Below are 16,712 nucleotides of genomic sequence, written 5' to 3'. Positions count from 1 at the left end.
CGGATCGCGCCACACAGCGCGCTCTCGTTGACAAGTCAGGAAACAACAGCGGCGGGGCGCGTTCGTGGTGAACGCGCCCCGCCGTGGAGTTCAGCGTGGGACCTGGCCAGCGGCCGTCAGGACTTCAGCGCCGCCGTCTCGGCGAGGATGCTGACGCCGTCCTTGGTGACGGAGATGAACCCGCCGCCGACGGTGTAGAGGAAGTCGCCCCCGTCGGTCTCCACCTTGACGTCGCCGCCGTCCCTCAGCACGCCCAGCAACGGGACGTGCCGTGGCCAGACACCGAGGTCGCCGTCGGTGGTCGTGGCGAGGACGAAGTTCGCCTCGCCGGACCAGATCTCCTCCTCCGGGGAGACGATCGCGACCCGCATCGTCGCCACTACAGGTTCTCCGCGTTCTTCTGCGCGTCCTCGATCCCGCCGCACATGAAGAAGGCCTGCTCCGGCAGATGGTCGAACTCGCCGAGGGTCATCCGCTTGAACGAGTCGATCGTCTCGGCGACCGGGACGAACTTGCCGGGAATGCCGGTGAACTGCTCGGCGACGAAGAACGGCTGCGACAGGAACCGCTGGATGCGCCGGGCCCGCCGGACGAGGACCTTGTCCTCCTCGGAGAGCTCGTCGATGCCGAGGATGGCGATGATGTCCTGCAGGTCCTTGTAACGCTGCAGGATCCGCTGCACCTCGCGCGCGGTGTCGTAGTGCTCCTGGCCGACATACCGGGCGTCCAGGATCCGGGACGTCGACTCCAGCGGGCTCACCGCTGGGTAGATGCCGAGGTCGGAGATCGACCGGTCGAGCACGGTCTGGGCGTCGAGGTGGGTGAACGTGGTCGCCGGCGCCGGGTCGGTCAGGTCGTCGGCGGGCACGTAGATGGCCTGCAGCGACGTGATGGAGTGGCCTCGGGTCGAGGTGATCCGCTCCTGCAGCACGCCCATCTCGTCGGCCAGGGTCGGCTGGTAGCCCACGGCCGACGGCATACGGCCGAGCAGCGTGGACACCTCGGAGCCGGCCTGGGTGAACCGGAAGATGTTGTCGATGAACAGCAGCACGTCCTGCTTCTGGACGTCGCGGAAGTACTCGGCCATGGTCAGCGCGGCCAGCGCGACCCGCAGCCGGGTGCCCGGAGGCTCGTCCATCTGGCCGAAGACCAGCGCGGTGTCGTCGATGACGCCGGCCTCGGTCATCTCCAGGAACAGGTCGTTACCCTCGCGGGTGCGCTCGCCGACGCCGGCGAACACCGAGACGCCACCGAACTCCTTGGCGACTCGACGGATCATCTCCTGGATGATGACGGTCTTGCCGACGCCGGCGCCGCCGAACAGGCCGATCTTGCCACCGCGGACGTACGGGGCCAGCAGGTCGATGACCTTGATGCCCGTCTCGAACATCGYGGTCTTGGACTCGAGCTGGTCGAACRCCGGGGCGGACGCGTGGATCGGCATGTAGGTCTCGGCGTCGACGGACTCGACGTCGAGCGGCTGGCCGAGCACGTTGAACACGTGCCCCTTGGTCGCGTTGCCGACCGGGACCGAGATCGGCGCGCCGGTGGCCTTGACCGGGGCACCGCGGACCAGGCCGTCGGTCTGCTGCATGGAGATCGCCCGGACGGTGTTGTCCCCGATGTGCTGGGCGACCTCAAGGGTAAGGGTGGCGGTCTCGTCGCCGAGCGTGCGCTCGACGTGCAGGGCGTGGTAGATCTCCGGGAGCTCCTCGGGAGCGAACTCCACGTCGACAACCGGGCCGATGACTCGGGCGACCCGGCCGATCCCCGTTGAGCTGGTGGTGACGGTCATGGCGTCCTCGATCTTCACTAGAGCGCCGAAGGGGGCGCGTACTGCGATTTCTCCGCGCCCCCGGAGGCCCACGTGCTACCGATGGGACCCCTAAGGGCTGGCTTGGCGCCCTCGGCCACCCACGGCGTCAGGCAGTCTCTTCTGTTCGGCAGTGCTGCGGTACCGCGTCTGTCGAGCGGTGCTGCGGTGCTGAAGTGCTGCGATATCGCGGTGATACGTGATCTTTCGGATGATGCTTGGTCTTACGGGTGGTGCCACGTCTTTCAGGTGGTGCCACGTCTTTCGGACCACATCAGCGGCGTCCGACGGGCCGAGTTCCGGGCCTCCGTCGGGCGCGTCGCCACCGGCTCGATCAGACCGCCCGCCAAACTGCCTGGCCGACGGTCCGATCGCGAACCTTTGACCTCGCTGTGGTAGTTGTCCCCACCTACCATGCCTTACGGATCCGATCCCGGCACCCCACCCGCCATCAGACGGGAGCCGACTACTACCCGCGCCGTTCGCTACCCGGCGTCCGCCAGCGCGTTCGCGCCGCCGACGATCTCCGAGATCTCCTGGGTGATCGCCTCCTGGCGGGCCCGGTTGGCCAGCCGGGTGTAGGTGCGGATGAGCTCCTCGGCGTTGTCCGTCGCCGACTTCATCGCCCGTTGCCGGGAGGCCGACTCCGAGGCGGCCGCCTCGAGCAGCGCGACGTAGAGACGGCTCTCGACGTAGCGGGGCAGCAGCGCGTCGAGCACCCCCTCCGCCGACGGCTCGAACTCGTACACCGGCAGCGGACCGCCCACCGGCGCCTCGGTCGTCTCCTCCAGCACCATCGGCAGCAGCCGGTGCGCCTCGGGCGTCTGCGTCAGCGCGCTGACGTACTCGGTGTAGACGATGTGGATCTCGCCCACGCCGCCGTCAGCCTCGTCGGTGACGAACGCCCCGAGCAGCTCGTCCGCGATCGCCTTCGCGTCCGCGTACGACGGCTGCTCGGTGAACCCGGTGAACTCGCTCGCGAGCTCCCGGCCACGGAACCGGTAGTACGTGACGGCTTTGCGGCCGACCGCGTACAGGGCCACGGACTTGCCCTCGTCGTCGAGCAGCTCCATGAGCTCGCCCGCCCGCCGCAGTGCGTTGGAGCTGTAGCCGCCCGCGAGGCCGCGGTCGGAGGTCACGACCACCACCGCGGCCCGGGTGACCCCGGACCGCTCGGTGGTCAGCGGGTGGTTGACGGTCGACTGCGACGCCACCGCGCTGATCACCCGGGTGATCTCGGCCGCGTACGGCCGGGACGCCGCGACCCGCGCGCGGGCCTTGGCGATCCGGGACGCCGCGATGAGCTCCATCGCGCGGGTGATCTTCTTCGTCGACTGGACCGTGCGGACACGCCGCCGATACTCGCGAAGCTGGCCGGCCACTGGATCAGACCTTCTCGACCGGCTTCGGGCGGTGCACCCGGATCGCTTCCTGCTCGATCTCCTCGGGCTCCAGCGCGTCGGGGGCCGCCTCGTTGACCAGCGGCTGGCCGGACGAAAGCGTGAACTGCCCCTTGAACTCGCCGATCGCCTTCTCCAGGTCGGCCACCGTCGAGTCGTCGAGCTTGCCCGTGGCCGAGATGACCTCGTAGATGCCGGCGTACGACCGGCTGAGGAAGTCGAGGAACTCGGTCTCGAACCGGCGGATCTCCCCGACCGGGATCTCGTCGAGCTTCCCGGTGGTGCCGGCCCAGACCGACGCGACCTGGCGCTCGACCGGGAACGGCTGGTTCTGCGGCTGCTTGAGCAGCTCGACGAGCCGCGAACCACGGGCGAGCTGGTCGCGCGAGGCCTTGTCCAGGTCGGAGCCGAACGACGCGAACGACTCCAGCTCGCGGTACTGGGCGAGGTCGAGGCGCAGGCGGCCGGCGACCGACTTCATCGCCTTGACCTGCGCGCTGCCGCCGACCCGGGACACCGAGGTACCGACGTTGATGGCCGGCCGCACACCCTGGTTGAACAGGTCCGACTCCAGGAAGATCTGGCCGTCGGTGATGGAGATGACGTTCGTCGGGATGTACGCCGAGATGTCGTTGCCCTTGGTCTCGATGATCGGCAGGCCGGTCATCGAGCCGCCACCCAGCTCGTCGGACAGCTTCGCGCAGCGCTCCAGCAGGCGGGAGTGCAGGTAGAAGACGTCTCCCGGGTAGGCCTCACGGCCCGGCGGGCGGCGCAGCAGCAGCGAGATCGCGCGGTACGCCTCGGCCTGCTTCGAGAGGTCGTCGAAGACGATCAGCGCGTGCTGGCCGTTGTACATCCAGTGCTGGCCGATGGCCGAGCCGGTGTACGGGGCGATGTACTTGAAGCCGGCCGGCTCGTCAGCGGGAGCCGCGACGATCGTGGTGTACGCCAGCGCGCCGGCCTCTTCCAGCGTGTTGACGACCTCACGGATGGTCGACTTCTTCTGGCCGATGGCGACGTAGACGCACTTGACCTGCTTCTTCGGGTCGCCGCTCTCCCAGTTCGCGCGCTGGTTGATGATCGCGTCGATGGCGACGGTGGTCTTGCCCGTCTGCCGGTCACCGATGATCAGCTGCCGCTGGCCGCGACCGATGGCGGTCATCGCGTCGATGGCCTTGATGCCGGTCTGCAGTGGCTCCTTGACCGGCTGGCGCTGCACGACCGTGGGCGCCTGCAGCTCCAGGGCACGCTCGCCCTCGGTCTCGAGCGGGCCGAGGCCGTCGATCGGCCGGCCCAGCGGGTCGACGACTCGCCCGAGGAAGCCGTCGCCGACCGGGGCCGCCAGGATGCGCCCGGTCCGGCGGACCTCCTGGYCCTCCTCGATGTGCGAGCCCTCACCGAGGATGACGCAGCCGATCTCGCCGACCTCTAGGTTGAGCGCGAGGCCGAGCACGCCGCCGGAGAACTCCAGCAGCTCGTTGGTCATGGTGTGCGGGAGGCCCTCGACCCGGGCGATCCCGTCACCGGTCAGGATGACGCGGCCCACCTCCTCCCGGTCGGCGGAGGTGGCCTGGAACGATTCGACGTAGTCCCGGAGGGCGTCGCGAATCTCCTCCGGCCGGATGGTCAGCTCTGTCATCGCTTCGGTCCTTCATTGCGGGGCATGGGAATCGGTCGCCCAGCATGGGTATGTCCGGCCTCGAAGAGGACGGCAAGTACGGAGTCGGCCTTTGTCGGGACCGGAACCTTCAGTTCGGAGCAGGCGAGGGACGCGAGGCCGCGCCGTCGGCGGTGACCGCCGGCGGCGTGGCCTCGTACCTGGGTCGTCATGCTCACCGGCGCTACCGCGCCAGAGCCTGGCGGGCGGCGGCGAGCCGGCGCAGCACGGACCCGTCGACGAGCTCGTCGCCGACCCGCACGACGACACCGCCGAGCACGGCGGGGTCGAGGTCGGTCTGCACCTGGATCTCGCGGCCGAAGTACCGGGACAGCGCCGTGCGCAGCCGGGTGAGCTGGTCGCCGTCGAGTGGCACGGCGGTGCGCACGACGGCGACCACGCGGTCGCGGCGCGCGGCGGCGATCCGGCTGAACTGCTCGATCCGCCGGGAGAGGTCGCCGAACTCCCGGTCGGCCACGGCCTGCTTGGCCAGCCGCACCGTCACCGGGTGCGCCTTGCCGGCCAGCAGCCGCTCGACGAGCGTCTCCTTGAGCGCCCCGGGCGCGGCCGGGTCGGTGAGCGCGAGCGAGAGCTGCGGGTTGCGGTCGAGGATCCGGCCGAACCTGAACAGCTCGTCCTCGACCTCGTCCAGCGCGCCCGCGGTTTCGGCGTCGACGAGCAGCGCCTCCACGGACAGCTCGATCAGGCCGAGCCGCAGGTCGAGCGGACGCGTCCAACGGCGCGCGACGGCCGACTTGACGACGGTGAGCGAGTCCTCGCCGAGCTGGGCCGCGAACAGCCGTTCAGCGAGGATCTCGCGGGCACCGGCGGGCACGCTCGAGTCAGCGAACGCGCGCCGCAGGGTCAGATCCTCACCGAGCAGGTCGGCGACGGCGCGCAGATCGGCACCGATCCGCCCCGCGTCCGGCCGTCTCGCCTGACCGGCCACGGCCCCGCCACCCGGCGGGACCGCGGTGATCTGGTCAAGGGTCGCCCGCGCCGCGACGAGAGCCGCCCGGCTGGGTCCCTCCACCGTCAGCCTCCCGACCCGGCGGGCGCGGCCGCGGCAGCGTCACCGGAAGCGTCGAGCGCCGCGATGAAGTCGTCGATCAGGTGGGCGTGCTCCTCCGGCCGAGCCAGCTCGTGCCCGACGATCTTGGTGGCGAGCTCGAGAGCCACCCCACCCAGCTCGGCGCGCAGCGAGTTGACGATCTGCGATCGCTCCGCCGCGAGCTGCGTCTCGCCGCGGGCCCGGATCTCAGCGACCTCGCGGTCGGCCTGGGCCCGCAGGTCCGCCACGATCTGACGGCCCTGCACGGCCGCCTCGTCGCGGATTCGCGACGCCTCGGCGCGTGCCTCGGCGAGCTGCGCGCGGTACTGCTCCAGCAGTGCCTGCGCCTCCACCTGAGCGGCCTCGGCCCGAGCCAGGCCGCCCTCGATGCGCTCGGTCCGGTCCGCGTAGAACTTCTGGATCTGGGGCTTGACCTTCCAGAAGAAGAACGCGACGAGCAGCCCGAACGAAACAATGCCGATGATGAGTTCGCCCACCGGCGGAACCAGGACGTTTTCGTCCGAGTGATCCGTGGTGGTGGCGGCGAGCAGGATTGTCGACGTGGCGCTCACGCTCGTCCTCGGATTACTTGAAGACGAACGGAACGACGAAACCGATCAGGGCGAGCGCCTCGACCAGGGCGAATCCGATCAGCATGTACCGGAAGGCGACCTGCTCTGCCTCCGGCTGGCGGGCGATGGCCTGCACGCCCAGACCGAAGATGAGACCAATGCCGATACCCGGGCCGATGGCGGCGAGGCCGTAGGCGACGGCGCCGAGGTTACCGCTGACGGCGTCGGTGGCCGCCAGAACGACGGGTGAAGCCATGTGAGGTGTTCCTTATCCTGTCGGGCACCGGGACTCACCGGTGCGGGTCGTGGTGTCCGAAAAATCAGGAGTGCGCCGCGACGGCCGCGACGGGCGCGGACTCGGGCTCGGGCGCTTCGGTGCCGTGCTCCGCGTTCGGGTCGTCGTGGCCGCCGCCGTGGGCGGCCAGCGCGCCACCGATGTACGCGGCGGTGAGCACGGTGATGATGTAGGCCTGCAGCAGGTCGATGACCAGCTCGAACCCGGTCATGATGACCGTCATCAGGAACGAGAAGGCGCCGAACACGTACGGCGGCCGCTGGATCATGTACTCCGCGCCGAGGCTGAAGATGAGGAGCAGCATGTGGCCGGCGAACATGTTCGCGAAGAGCCGGACCGCGAGCGTGAAGGGCCGCACGATCAGCGTCGACAGGATCTCGATCGGCGCGAGGATGAGCCGGATCGGCAGCATCGCCTGCGGCGCCGGGTCGACCATCTCCTTGAAGTACGCACCCGCGCCGTTGGCCCTCATACCGACCCAGTTGAAGATCACCCAGGTGATGATCGCCAGCACCATCGGGATGGCGATGCGCGACGTGGCCGGGAACTGCGCCACCGGAATGATGGCAAGCAGGTTGCAGACCGCGACGAAGCAGAACAGCACCATCAGGTAGGGGGTGTACCGTGGGCCGGTCTTCCCGATGATCTCGCGCGAGATCTGGCCGTCGATGAAGTCGTAAATCGACTCGGCGAAGTTCTGCAGCCCACGAGGGACGATCGAGGCGCGACGGTACGCGAGCCAGAACAGGACACCGACGAACAGCGCCGAGAAGATCACCAGCGCGGTGGCCTTGTTCAGGTAGAAGTTGAAGGGACCCAGGTCCACGTCAAACCAATGCGGCGGGTTGAAGACCGCGGTCGTAGGACCCTCGAAGCCCTCGTCACTAGCGGCGAGGACGGGCACGCAACACACCTCCATGATCTAAATTTCAACGCAGTGTCACCAGGCGAACCAGGCCCGCCCCACGTAGGAGGGGACCCCACCCTACCGGCACCGCAGGCTCAACCGCCCGAGTTGTACGCATCGTGAGCGCCGCCCGAGCTTAGAGACTAACGATGCCCATGGCCCATGGACATGCGTGGACCGCATGATCGCATGTCCTTCGGCCAGGCGCGTGGCCCAGCGGCAGACCGTCTCCGGCGGGGCCGACGTGTCGGCGCCCGGTACCGCGAATACTATCCACACCTCCGCCATCGCGGCACGCGCTGCGATCCGCCCCGCGTCGGGTTCATCTACACGTTGCCGCCGCTTTTCGGTCTGTTGTGCGCCCCTTGGCGTTACGGGGGCGCGCGGACACGCGGAGCGACATTTCGGACAGCGGACGATTCACCCGATCGCGCTGCGCACCGAACCGGCCGAGGCCCCCGGCTACGCACCGCCACCGACCACGCGGTCCAGCCATGGGACTCGCCCCGCGACCAGGACCCGGCCTACCGGCGCAGCGCCTGGTAGATCACCAGGTAGAGGGCCGCGGCGAGGCCGAGCACGATCCCGATCGGCAGGAACACGTTGTGCAGGCCGGTGAGCCGGTCGATGCCCCACCCGACCAGGCCCCAGAAGGCGATGCCGGCGCCGAGCGTGCCGACCGCGTTCCAGGCCTCACCCGGGGTGCGCTCCCGGTTCGGCGGCCGGCTTCCGCCCCCCGCTGGTCCGCCGCCGCCCCGCCGGGCTTTCCCGGCGCGACGGTCACCGTCGCCGCTGGGCTCCCGGCCCACGCCCCTGTTCGTCGAGCTCATCGCCTGCCCGCTACCCGCGCGAGCCGGGCGCCGACGCGCCGCGCGCCGAGGACCGGGTGGCGTGGCCGTCCGGCCGGCCGGCGGCGTCGGGGTGGYGGGCGGCGAACGTGGTCGGGTCGAAGAACGGCACCCGGGTGCGGGTGGCGGCCCACACCTCGGCACCGACCCACCCGAACACGCCAGCGAGCACCGTCCAGGCCAGCGTCGAGAGGTTCACCGCCTCCACCCCGTCCAGTGCCACCAGCAGCACCCCGAGCAGGAGGATCTTGAAGCCGTAGATGCCGAGCGCGGCCGGCAGCAGCAGCTGCGGCGCCCGGCGAGCCACGAAACCGACCGCGATCTTGCTGGCGGAGAAGAAGATCACGACGATTCCGACGCCGAGAAGCGCCGCCGCGACACCCGGCCAGCCCCGCAGGCCCGCACCGAGCGCGACAGCGCCGACGGCGATCACCGCGCTGACCATCAACCCGAGCCTGATGATCGGCGCGCTGCTCAGCGGCTGCCGAGGAGCGGCGCCCACGGGCGGCTTCGTCTCGGTCGCGCGGCCGTCGGCGGGCGCGTCGCCCACTCTTCCTGTCACCAACAGGCTCTCCTTCGTGACCGCCGGGCCTTCGTGACCGTTCAGGCCCCGCCCACTGGCGCGGACACCACCTCCACGGTATCGGCCGGCGGCCCACGCCAGCTCGGCCAAGGCGACCCCGACCACATTGGCCCCCGGCGGGACGGGCCAGGGCCGTCCCGCCCAGCCCGGACCGGGCGTCAGGGTGAGGTCGACACGCCCGCGGCGTTGGCCGCGCGCCGCGCGGTGCGTTGGCCGAGCAGGAGCAGCACCACGAGGCCAAGCAGGCCAAACCCGAGGGTCGCGAGCAGGATCGGCAGCGGCGCGGACGAGAACGACGCCGCCACCCCGCCGAACCCGATGAGCGCGGCCCAGAAGTACATGAACAGCACGGCCCTGACCTGCGACTTGCCAATCTCCAGCATGCGGTGGTGCAGGTGCATCTTGTCCGGCGCGAACGGCGAGCGGCCGGCCCTCGTCCGGCGGATGACCGCGAGGCCGAGATCGAGGAACGGCACCATCAGCACGGCGATCGGGATCGCGAGCGGGATCAGCGACGGCAGCGAGCGGGACGGGCCGGCGTAGCCGCCGTAGGCGACCTGGCCCGTCACCGAGATCATCGACGAGGCCGACAGCAGGCCGATGAGCATCGACCCGGAGTCGCCCATGAACAGCTTGGCCGGGTTGAAGTTGTGGGGCAGGAAGCCGATGCAGACACCCGCCGTGACGGCGGCCAGCAGCGCCGCCGGCGCGGCCCGCTCGAAACCGTTGAGGACGGCGAGCGAGTAGGCGAAGTAGAACGTCGCCCCGGCGGCGATCGCGGCGACGCCGGCGGCCAGCCCGTCCAGACCGTCGATGAAGTTCATCGCGTTGACGAGGACGACGACGGCGAGGATCGAGATCGGTACGGCGGTCTCCGGGCCGAGGCTGAGCGTCGTCTCGCTGTCCCAGTTGATGGCGAACGAGAACTGCACCCCGAGCTGCACCATCACGGCGGCGGCCACCATCTGGCCGGCCAGCTTGGTCAGCGAGTCCAGCTCCCACTTGTCGTCGGCGACGCCGAGCAGGCAGATCAGGGTCGCCGCGATGAGCACGGCGCGCGGCTCGGACCAGTCGCGCGAGACCTGCGACAGGAACGGCAGCCGGTCGGCGACCGCGAGCCCGGCGTAGAGGCCTGCCAGCATCGCGAGCCCGCCGAGCCGCGCCGTCGGCATGACATGTACGTCTCGGGCCCGCACCCCGGCGACGGCGCCGATGCGTAGCGCCAGCGCCCTCGCGACCGGCGTCGTCAGGTAGGTGACAGCCGCCGCGACGACGAAGACGAGCGCGTACTCACGCACGGCGCCGCTCCCCACCGCCGCAGGTCATGAGGAGACTCCCGCCGGCGCCTCGACCAGAGGCAGCACCGCGCGCAACGTCGCCAGGTCGATCGCGCCGAGCCGGACCACCCGGGGAATCTCGGTGGTGCAGTCGACGATCGTGGACGCGATGCCCACCGTCACGGGTCCGGCGTCGAGGTAGACCTCCACCTGTTCGCCGAGCTGGGCCACGGCCTCGTCCGCGGTGGTCGCGGCCGGCCTGCCGGACCGGTTCGCGCTGGAGACGGCCATCGGCCCCGTCCGGCCGAGAAGGTCGATCGCGACCGGGTGGAGAGGCATCCGCACCGCCACCGTGCCACGGCTGTCACCGAGATCCCAGCGCAGCGAAGGAGCCTGCTGCACGATGACGGTCAGGCCGCCGGGCCAGAACGCCCTGGTGAGCTCGCGTACGGGCATGGTGACGTTGTTGACCAGGCCCTCGAGCGTCCGCCACGAGCCGATCAGGACGGGCACCGGCATATCCCGGCCGCGTCCCTTCGCGGCGAGCAACGCCCGCACCGCGGAGGCGTCGAACGCGTCCGCGCCGATCCCGTACACCGTGTCGGTGGGCAGGACGACGAGGTCGCCCCGCCCGACCGCGCCCGCGGCCGCCTCCAGGCCAGTCCGCCTGGCCGCCTCGTCCGTGCAGTCGAACCGCCGCATGATCCCTCGCCGAACCTCCGTCGTGCGACCGTCTGGGCCGCCTGGACGGCGCCCAGGCGTGAAGCCGCCTGTTCCAGGGCCGGCCTGCCCCTTGGGGCACAAACCTACGCCGGGCCCGGCGCGGCGCGGCGCTCCGCCCCGCTAGATCGCCCGGCCTGTCRCCTCCCTCAGACAGCGCCTTCGGCGCGATCTGAGGACTTCAGCAGACGGCCCGTGACGAAACGATCTCGTCCCAGGAGATCGCGGTGGGTGGCGATCTCGGACCAGCCGCCGGCGGCGGCCAGCAGCTCCCGCGCGGCCGGGCCCTGGCCGTCGGCGTGCTCCATCGCGAACACCCCGCCTGGACGCAGCAGGCCCATCGCGGTCGAGACCACGGCGCGTGGGCCCGCGAGCCCGTCCGCGCCGCCGCCCCACAACGCCCAGGGCGGGTCGTGGTCGCCCACCTCGGGACTGACGACGGCCCGGTCCGCGTCCGGCAGGTACGGCGGGTTCGAGACGACGGCGTCCACCCGCCCGGCCAACCGGGCGAGCGCGCTCAGCGCGGGCACGTGCGCCCAGCCCTCGGGTGCCGGTACACCCGCCGCCGCCGGCGTGCCGGCACCCGCGACGTCGGCGGCGTGCACCGAGACGGGCAGGCCCGTCGCGGTGACGTTGTGCCGCAGCCAGCGCAGCGCCAGAGGGTCGGCCTCGACCGCGTGTACCTCCGCGCCAGGCACCTCGTCGGCGAGCGCGAGCGCGATCGCCCCCGACCCGGCGCACAGGTCCACGCAGACGAAGCGCGCCGCACCGTCCGCGGGGACGCCCGCGCCCGCCTCGCCCCCGCGGGTGGCGGCGGCAGCGGCGGCGGCCTTCAACGCGTCGATCACCCAGCCGGCGACCGTCTCGGTCTCCGGCCGGGGCACGAAGACCCCGGGTCCGACGGCGAGCGTGAGGTGACGGAAGTAGGCCTCGCCGGTGAGGTGCTGCAACGGCACCCGCCGTGTCCGGCTCGTGACCAGGTCGCGCAGCCGCTCGGCGGCGTCCGGCGCGATCTCCCGAACCAGCGGCAGCCGCCCGCGCGCGACCCCCAGCGCGTGCGCGGCGAGCAGCTCGGCGTCGTTGCGCGGGCTCGCCACACCCGCTTCGGCGAGCCGCCGCGCCGCCGAGGCGAGCTCGGCCGCGAGCGGGACGTCAGCGGCCGCGGAGCGGGCCGGCGTCGCCGGGACCGCCGGCATCGCCGGGACCGCCGGGCCGCTCACTCAGCCGTCCTCGCCGGGGTTTTCCGCGAGCCTCTCGGCGAGGTCCGCCGCGATGAGCGCGTCGAGCACGTCGTCGAGCTCGCCGTCGAGGACCTGCTCCAGGTTGTGCGCCTTGTACCCGACCCGGTGATCGGCGATCCGGTTCTCCGGAAAGTTGTACGTCCGCACCTTGTCCGAACGGTCCAGGGTGCGGACCTGGCTGGCCCTCGCCGCGGACTTCTCCGACTCGGCCTTCTCCCTCGCCATCGCCAGCAGCCGGGCGCGCAGGATCCGCAGCGCCGACTCCTTGTTCTGCAGCTGGCTCTTCTCGTTCTGGCAGGAGACGACGACCCCGGTGGGCAGGTGGGTGATACGCACCGCCGAGTCGGTGGTGTTGACGCTCTGGCCGCCAGGCCCGGACGAGCGGAAGACGTCGATGCGCAGGTCGTTCGGGTCGATCTCGACGTCGACCTCCTCTGCCTCCGGCATGACCAGCACGCCCGCCGCGGACGTGTGGATGCGCCCGGCCGACTCGGTCACCGGCACCCGCTGGACGCGGTGCACACCGCCCTCGAAGCGCAGCCGGCCGAACACACCGGGCTGGCCGGGGGGGACCTGGCCGCGGTACTTCACCGCGACGCTGACGTCGCGGTAGCCGCCCAGGTCGCTGGGGTTGGCGTCGAGGATCTCGGTCTTCCAGCCGCGCCGCTCGGCGTAGCGCAGGTACATCCGCAGCAGGTCGCCGGCGAACAGCGCTGACTCCTCGCCGCCCGCTCCGGCCTTCACCTCGAGAATGGCGTCCCGGCTGTCGTCCGGGTCGACCGGCACCAGCAGGCTCCGCAGCCGCTGGCGCAGCTCGCCGACGACGACCTCCAGGTCGGCCACCTCGGAACGGAACGACGCGTCCTCGGCGGCCAGCTCCCGGGCCGTCTCCAGGTCGCCGTTCGCCTCCTCGATCTCACGCGCGAGCTCGACGACGGGCGAAAGCTCCGCGTACCGCCGCCCCAGCGAGCGAGCCTGGGCCGCATCGTTGTGCACGGCGGGGTCGGCGAGCCGCTTCTCGATGTCGGCGTGCTCGACGAGCAGCTTCTCCAGCGCGGACGCCATCAGTAAACCTCTTCAACAAATCGGTGGTGTGAAACGGGAACGGCGCCCGCCCGGTCCATACCGGACGAGCGCCGCACCGCCGCTACACCAACCGCGGTCCCCTGCCCGATCCGGCAGGTCGGCGATCAGGGAGGTCCGGGGCGGACGCCCCGACGCCCCGCCTACTGGTTGCCGGAGACCTTCTGGCCAGGCTGGCGCTTGCCGAACCGGCGCTCGAACTTCTCCACTCGGCCGCCGACGTCCATGATCTTCTGCTTGCCGGTGTAGAACGGGTGGCACTGCGCGCACACCTCGACGTTGATCGAGCCGTTCTCCTTGGTGCTGCGCGTGGTGAACGTGTTCCCGCACGTACAGACCACGGAGGTCTCGTGGTACGTCGGGTGGATGTCAGCCTTCATGTTCCCTCTTCTCACCTGGCCGCCGGGTCGCCGTCGCAGCCGCGACGACGTGAACCGGAGCCTCCAACCGGCCCAAGTCTGCCAGACCTGGTGACTGGGTCACGGTGCCAGTGCCGTAACGCCACCGGCACCGCGCCTAATCCCATCCCAATCCGACAGCCGCCCTAGTCCTGCGACGGGGTGGACTTGGCGATCTGCATGAGGAACTCGTAGTTGGTCCTGGTCTGCTTGAGCTGGCCGAGCAGCAGCTCGATCGCCTGCTGCGGTTCGCGAGTGTGCAGGACGCGGCGCAGCTTGTGCATGATCGCCAGCTCGTCKGGGGCGAGCAGGATCTCCTCCTTGCGGGTGCTGGACGAGTCCACGTCCACCGCCGGGAAGGTCCGCTTGTCGGCGATCTTGCGGTCGAGCTTCAGCTCCGCGTTACCGGTGCCCTTGAACTCCTCGAAGATGACCGTGTCCATCGTCGAACCGGTCTCGACGAGAGCGGTGGCGATGATGGTCAGGGAGCCGCCGTTCTCGATGTTGCGGGCGGCGCCGAGGAAACGCTTCGGCGGGTAGAGCGCCGTCGAGTCGACACCACCGGACAGGATTCGCCCGGACGCCGGGGCCGCCAGGTTGTAGGCGCGGCCGAGCCGGGTGATGGAGTCCAGCAGCACGACGACGTCCTGGCCCAGCTCGACGAGCCGCTTGGCCCGCTCGATGGACAGCTCCGCCACGTTCGTGTGGTCCGACGGCGGACGGTCGAACGTCGAGGCGATGACCTCGCCCTTCACCGACCGCTGCATGTCGGTGACCTCCTCCGGCCGCTCGTCGACGAGCACGACCATGAGGTGGACTTCCGGGTTGTTCGTCGTGATCGCGTTCGCGATCGACTGCAGCACCATCGTCTTGCCGGCCTTCGGCGGGCTGACGATCAGTGCCCGCTGGCCCTTGCCGATCGGCATCACCAGGTCGATGACACGGGTGGTCAGCACGTGCGGCTCGGTCTCCATCCGCAGGCGGTCCTGCGGGTAGAGCGGGGTGAGCTTGGTGAACTCGGGGCGGCCGCGGGCCTCCTCCGGGTCCATTCCGTTGATGGTGTCCAGCCGGACGAGCGCGTTGTACTTGTCGCGGCGCGGCTCGCCCTCCTGCKGAGCACGCACGACGCCGGTGATGGCGTCGCCACGACGCAGCCCGTGCCGGCGGACCTGGGCGAGGCTGACGTACACGTCGGCCGGGCCCGTCAGGTAGCCGCTGGTCCGGACGAACGCATAGTTGTCCAGAACATCCAGGATGCCGGCGACCGGGACGAGGACGTCGTCCTCGCGCAGCACCGGCTCGTTTTCGGTTGTACCGCCCTGACCACGGCGGTTGCGGCCACGCTCGCGGAAGCGGCCCCGCCTGCGGCTGCTGTCATCGTCGTCGTCCTGGACGGCGCGGCCGCCCTGGCGGTCGGTCCGGTCAGTCTGACGATCGGTCCGGTCGGTCTGACGATCGGTCCGGTCAGCTCGGTCGGTCCGATCCGGGCGGTCGGTCCGGTCAGCCCGGTCCGAGCGGTCAGTCCGGTCGGTCCGGTCCGCTCGGTCGGTCCGATCCGGGCGGTCAGACCGGTCAGCCCGGTCCGAGCGATCGGTCCGATCGGTCCGGTCAGGGCGGTCACTCTGGCGAGCGTTCTGACGGTCCGTCTGCCGACCGTTCGAGCGGTCGGCCCGCTCGTGCCGCTCGCCCTGCGTCCGCTCGGCGCGCTCCGGACGTTCGGCGCGGTCCGGGCGTTCGGCGCGGTCCGGACGTTCGGCGCGGTCCGGGCGCTCGGCGCGGTCGGGACGCTCCCCACGCTCGGGACGCTCGCGGCCCTCCCGAACCCGCGGGGCGGCGTTCTCCTCACGGGCCACGATCGGCGCCGGCGGCTCCTCCGCCCGGGCGGGCCGCTCGGCGGCGGGCTCCGCCGGCTCCGTCTCACGGACGGGTGGCTGAACAAGCTCAGCCTGCGCGGGGCTTCCGGTGGCACGCACCACCCGCCGCCCGCGGGTACGCGGCGGGGCGTCGGTGGTGGCGGTCGGCGGGTCGCCGGCCGGCGCGGTGCCGGTGGCGGCCGGCTGCTCGCTCGCTGCCACGCCGTTCGGCGTGAGCGGCGGGCCGCCGTTCTGCGCGTTCTGGATGGCCGCGATCAGCTGGCCCTTGCGCAGCCGGCCGGTGCCCTGGATTCCCAGCGAGCTGGCGAGGGTCTGCAGCTCCGGCAGAAGCATCGCCTGCAGGCCGGTACCGCTGCGGCGGCGGCGAGGACCGGCCGAACCGCCGGCCTCCGCGTCGGCCGCGTCGGCCATGTCGGCCGCGTCCGCGGACGGCGCGCTGCCGGCCCCGGATACACCGCTGTCCATCGGCGCCGTCACCGGCGCCGGCCCTGCCGGCGCGGCCGGCTGGCTGACGGGAAGCGGTGCGGGGGGCGCCGCGGACTCACGTGCGCTCTCAGGCAGCACGTCGGTGGTGTCGCTCAAGGTTTTCCTTCCCTGAAGGAACCGGCTCCTCTCGAGCCGGGTGATGCGTATAGGCCTCCGACCATCCGATCCACCACCTACGTGGATGACAGATGAAGGAGATGTCGCCGCTGGCCGGGCCGAATGACGCGCCCGTCGGCGATGTGGAGGGCTCTGACCTCCCAGCGAACCTCCCGGCAGACCTCCTGGATCGGCTTCACCAATCCAGCAGGGACCCGGCTTCGCCGATCCGGCACCAACTCCGAGCCGCGAACGAACCCGAAATCCCCGCACCGGGGTCCGGGGCCGCCCCCGGTGAGACATCGCGGGCCAGCAGGGAAGCTGACCGGAGGTCAGCGACCAAGCTCGCCMACCACATCGCCGGTGTCGAGCCGAGGCAACGACGGCGAGGCGGGGCACCGGAATCCTGTG

Annotated in this window: 16 protein-coding genes; all 16 read right to left on the bottom strand. The window is 71.0% G+C overall.

Translation table 11 applies throughout. The annotated features are described in order from the left end of the window. Positions 1–116 precede the first annotated feature (116 nt). Positions 117–380, bottom strand: a complete 264-nt coding sequence (locus BCD49_RS14570; protein ID WP_007514733.1) for a F0F1 ATP synthase subunit epsilon — start codon at positions 378–380, stop codon at positions 117–119. Continuing rightward, the gene (gene atpD, locus BCD49_RS14565; protein WP_071041590.1) at positions 380–1,795 is read right to left on the bottom strand and encodes a F0F1 ATP synthase subunit beta; all 1,416 of its coding nucleotides are present in this window, start codon (positions 1,793–1,795) and stop codon (positions 380–382) included. Before atpD ends, BCD49_RS14570 begins: the two co-directional genes overlap by 1 nt. Positions 1,796–2,298: 503 nt before the next feature. Then, complete coding sequence (locus tag BCD49_RS14560) at positions 2,299–3,195, bottom strand: F0F1 ATP synthase subunit gamma (protein ID WP_007514731.1); 897 nt, start codon at positions 3,193–3,195, stop codon at positions 2,299–2,301. A 4-nt stretch (positions 3,196–3,199) separates the two neighbouring features. Then, entirely contained in the window at positions 3,200–4,852 is a 1,653-nt protein-coding gene (gene atpA, locus BCD49_RS14555; RefSeq protein ID WP_071041571.1) for a F0F1 ATP synthase subunit alpha, read from the bottom strand. A 202-nt stretch (positions 4,853–5,054) separates the two neighbouring features. Further along, positions 5,055–5,903 (bottom strand): F0F1 ATP synthase subunit delta, encoded by an 849-nt coding sequence (locus BCD49_RS14550; protein WP_007514729.1) that lies wholly within the window; start codon positions 5,901–5,903, stop codon positions 5,055–5,057. A gap of 2 nt (positions 5,904–5,905) precedes the next feature. Further along, the gene (locus BCD49_RS14545; protein ID WP_007514726.1) at positions 5,906–6,493 is read right to left on the bottom strand and encodes a F0F1 ATP synthase subunit B; all 588 of its coding nucleotides are present in this window, start codon (positions 6,491–6,493) and stop codon (positions 5,906–5,908) included. Positions 6,494–6,506: 13 nt separating this feature from the next. Next, entirely contained in the window at positions 6,507–6,749 is a 243-nt protein-coding gene (locus BCD49_RS14540; protein ID WP_007514724.1) for an ATP synthase subunit C, read from the bottom strand. A 64-nt stretch (positions 6,750–6,813) separates the two neighbouring features. Further along, positions 6,814–7,707, bottom strand: coding sequence for a F0F1 ATP synthase subunit A (atpB, locus tag BCD49_RS14535; protein WP_035924632.1), 894 nt, complete (start codon positions 7,705–7,707; stop codon positions 6,814–6,816). Between the two features lie 512 nt (positions 7,708–8,219). Next, positions 8,220–8,525, bottom strand: a complete 306-nt coding sequence (locus BCD49_RS45000) for an AtpZ/AtpI family protein (protein ID WP_007514721.1) — start codon at positions 8,523–8,525, stop codon at positions 8,220–8,222. Between the two features lie 10 nt (positions 8,526–8,535). Next, the gene (locus BCD49_RS44090) at positions 8,536–9,105 is read right to left on the bottom strand and encodes a hypothetical protein (RefSeq protein ID WP_198939437.1); all 570 of its coding nucleotides are present in this window, start codon (positions 9,103–9,105) and stop codon (positions 8,536–8,538) included. A gap of 179 nt (positions 9,106–9,284) precedes the next feature. Then, positions 9,285–10,424, bottom strand: coding sequence for an MraY family glycosyltransferase (locus tag BCD49_RS14520; RefSeq protein ID WP_007514717.1), 1,140 nt, complete (start codon positions 10,422–10,424; stop codon positions 9,285–9,287). Positions 10,425–10,448: 24 nt separating this feature from the next. Then, entirely contained in the window at positions 10,449–11,105 is a 657-nt protein-coding gene (locus tag BCD49_RS14515) for an L-threonylcarbamoyladenylate synthase (RefSeq protein ID WP_007514715.1), read from the bottom strand. 167 nt (positions 11,106–11,272) lie between these two features. Then, the gene (gene prmC, locus BCD49_RS14510) at positions 11,273–12,343 is read right to left on the bottom strand and encodes a peptide chain release factor N(5)-glutamine methyltransferase (RefSeq protein WP_083401451.1); all 1,071 of its coding nucleotides are present in this window, start codon (positions 12,341–12,343) and stop codon (positions 11,273–11,275) included. Then, on the bottom strand, positions 12,344–13,429 hold the full coding sequence (prfA, locus tag BCD49_RS14505) for a peptide chain release factor 1 (RefSeq protein WP_007514712.1): 1,086 nt from the start codon (positions 13,427–13,429) through the stop codon (positions 12,344–12,346). A gap of 161 nt (positions 13,430–13,590) precedes the next feature. Then, positions 13,591–13,827 (bottom strand): 50S ribosomal protein L31, encoded by a 237-nt coding sequence (rpmE, locus tag BCD49_RS14500; RefSeq protein ID WP_007514710.1) that lies wholly within the window; start codon positions 13,825–13,827, stop codon positions 13,591–13,593. A 164-nt stretch (positions 13,828–13,991) separates the two neighbouring features. Next, positions 13,992–16,301 carry a transcription termination factor Rho gene (gene rho, locus BCD49_RS14495; RefSeq protein WP_071041570.1) on the bottom strand — a complete coding sequence of 770 codons (2,310 nt, stop codon included), beginning with the start codon at positions 16,299–16,301 and terminating at the stop codon, positions 13,992–13,994. Positions 16,302–16,712 lie beyond the last annotated feature (411 nt).

It is taken from the genome of Pseudofrankia sp. EUN1h (assembly GCF_001854645.1).
GTDB lineage: Bacteria > Actinomycetota > Actinomycetes > Frankiales > Frankiaceae > Pseudofrankia > Pseudofrankia saprophytica.
Note: the sequence above shows the minus strand (reverse complement) of the source record. Positions and strands in the feature narration are given on the sequence as shown.

Bases quoted from the DNA above. Each gene is read 5' to 3' on its own strand.
- BCD49_RS14540 (WP_007514724.1), bottom strand. From the start codon at position 6,749: ATGGCTTCACCCGTCGTTCTGGCGGCCACCGACGCCGTCAGCGGTAAC.
- prfA (WP_007514712.1), bottom strand. From the start codon at position 13,429: ATGGCGTCCGCGCTGGAGAAGCTGCTCGTCGAGCACGCCGACATCGAG.
- rpmE (WP_007514710.1), bottom strand. From the start codon at position 13,827: ATGAAGGCTGACATCCACCCGACGTACCACGAGACCTCCGTGGTCTGT.
- atpB (WP_035924632.1), bottom strand. From the start codon at position 7,707: ATGGAGGTGTGTTGCGTGCCCGTCCTCGCCGCTAGTGACGAGGGCTTC.
- BCD49_RS14515 (WP_007514715.1), bottom strand. From the start codon at position 11,105: ATGCGGCGGTTCGACTGCACGGACGAGGCGGCCAGGCGGACTGGCCTG.
- BCD49_RS45000 (WP_007514721.1), bottom strand. From the start codon at position 8,525: ATGAGCTCGACGAACAGGGGCGTGGGCCGGGAGCCCAGCGGCGACGGT.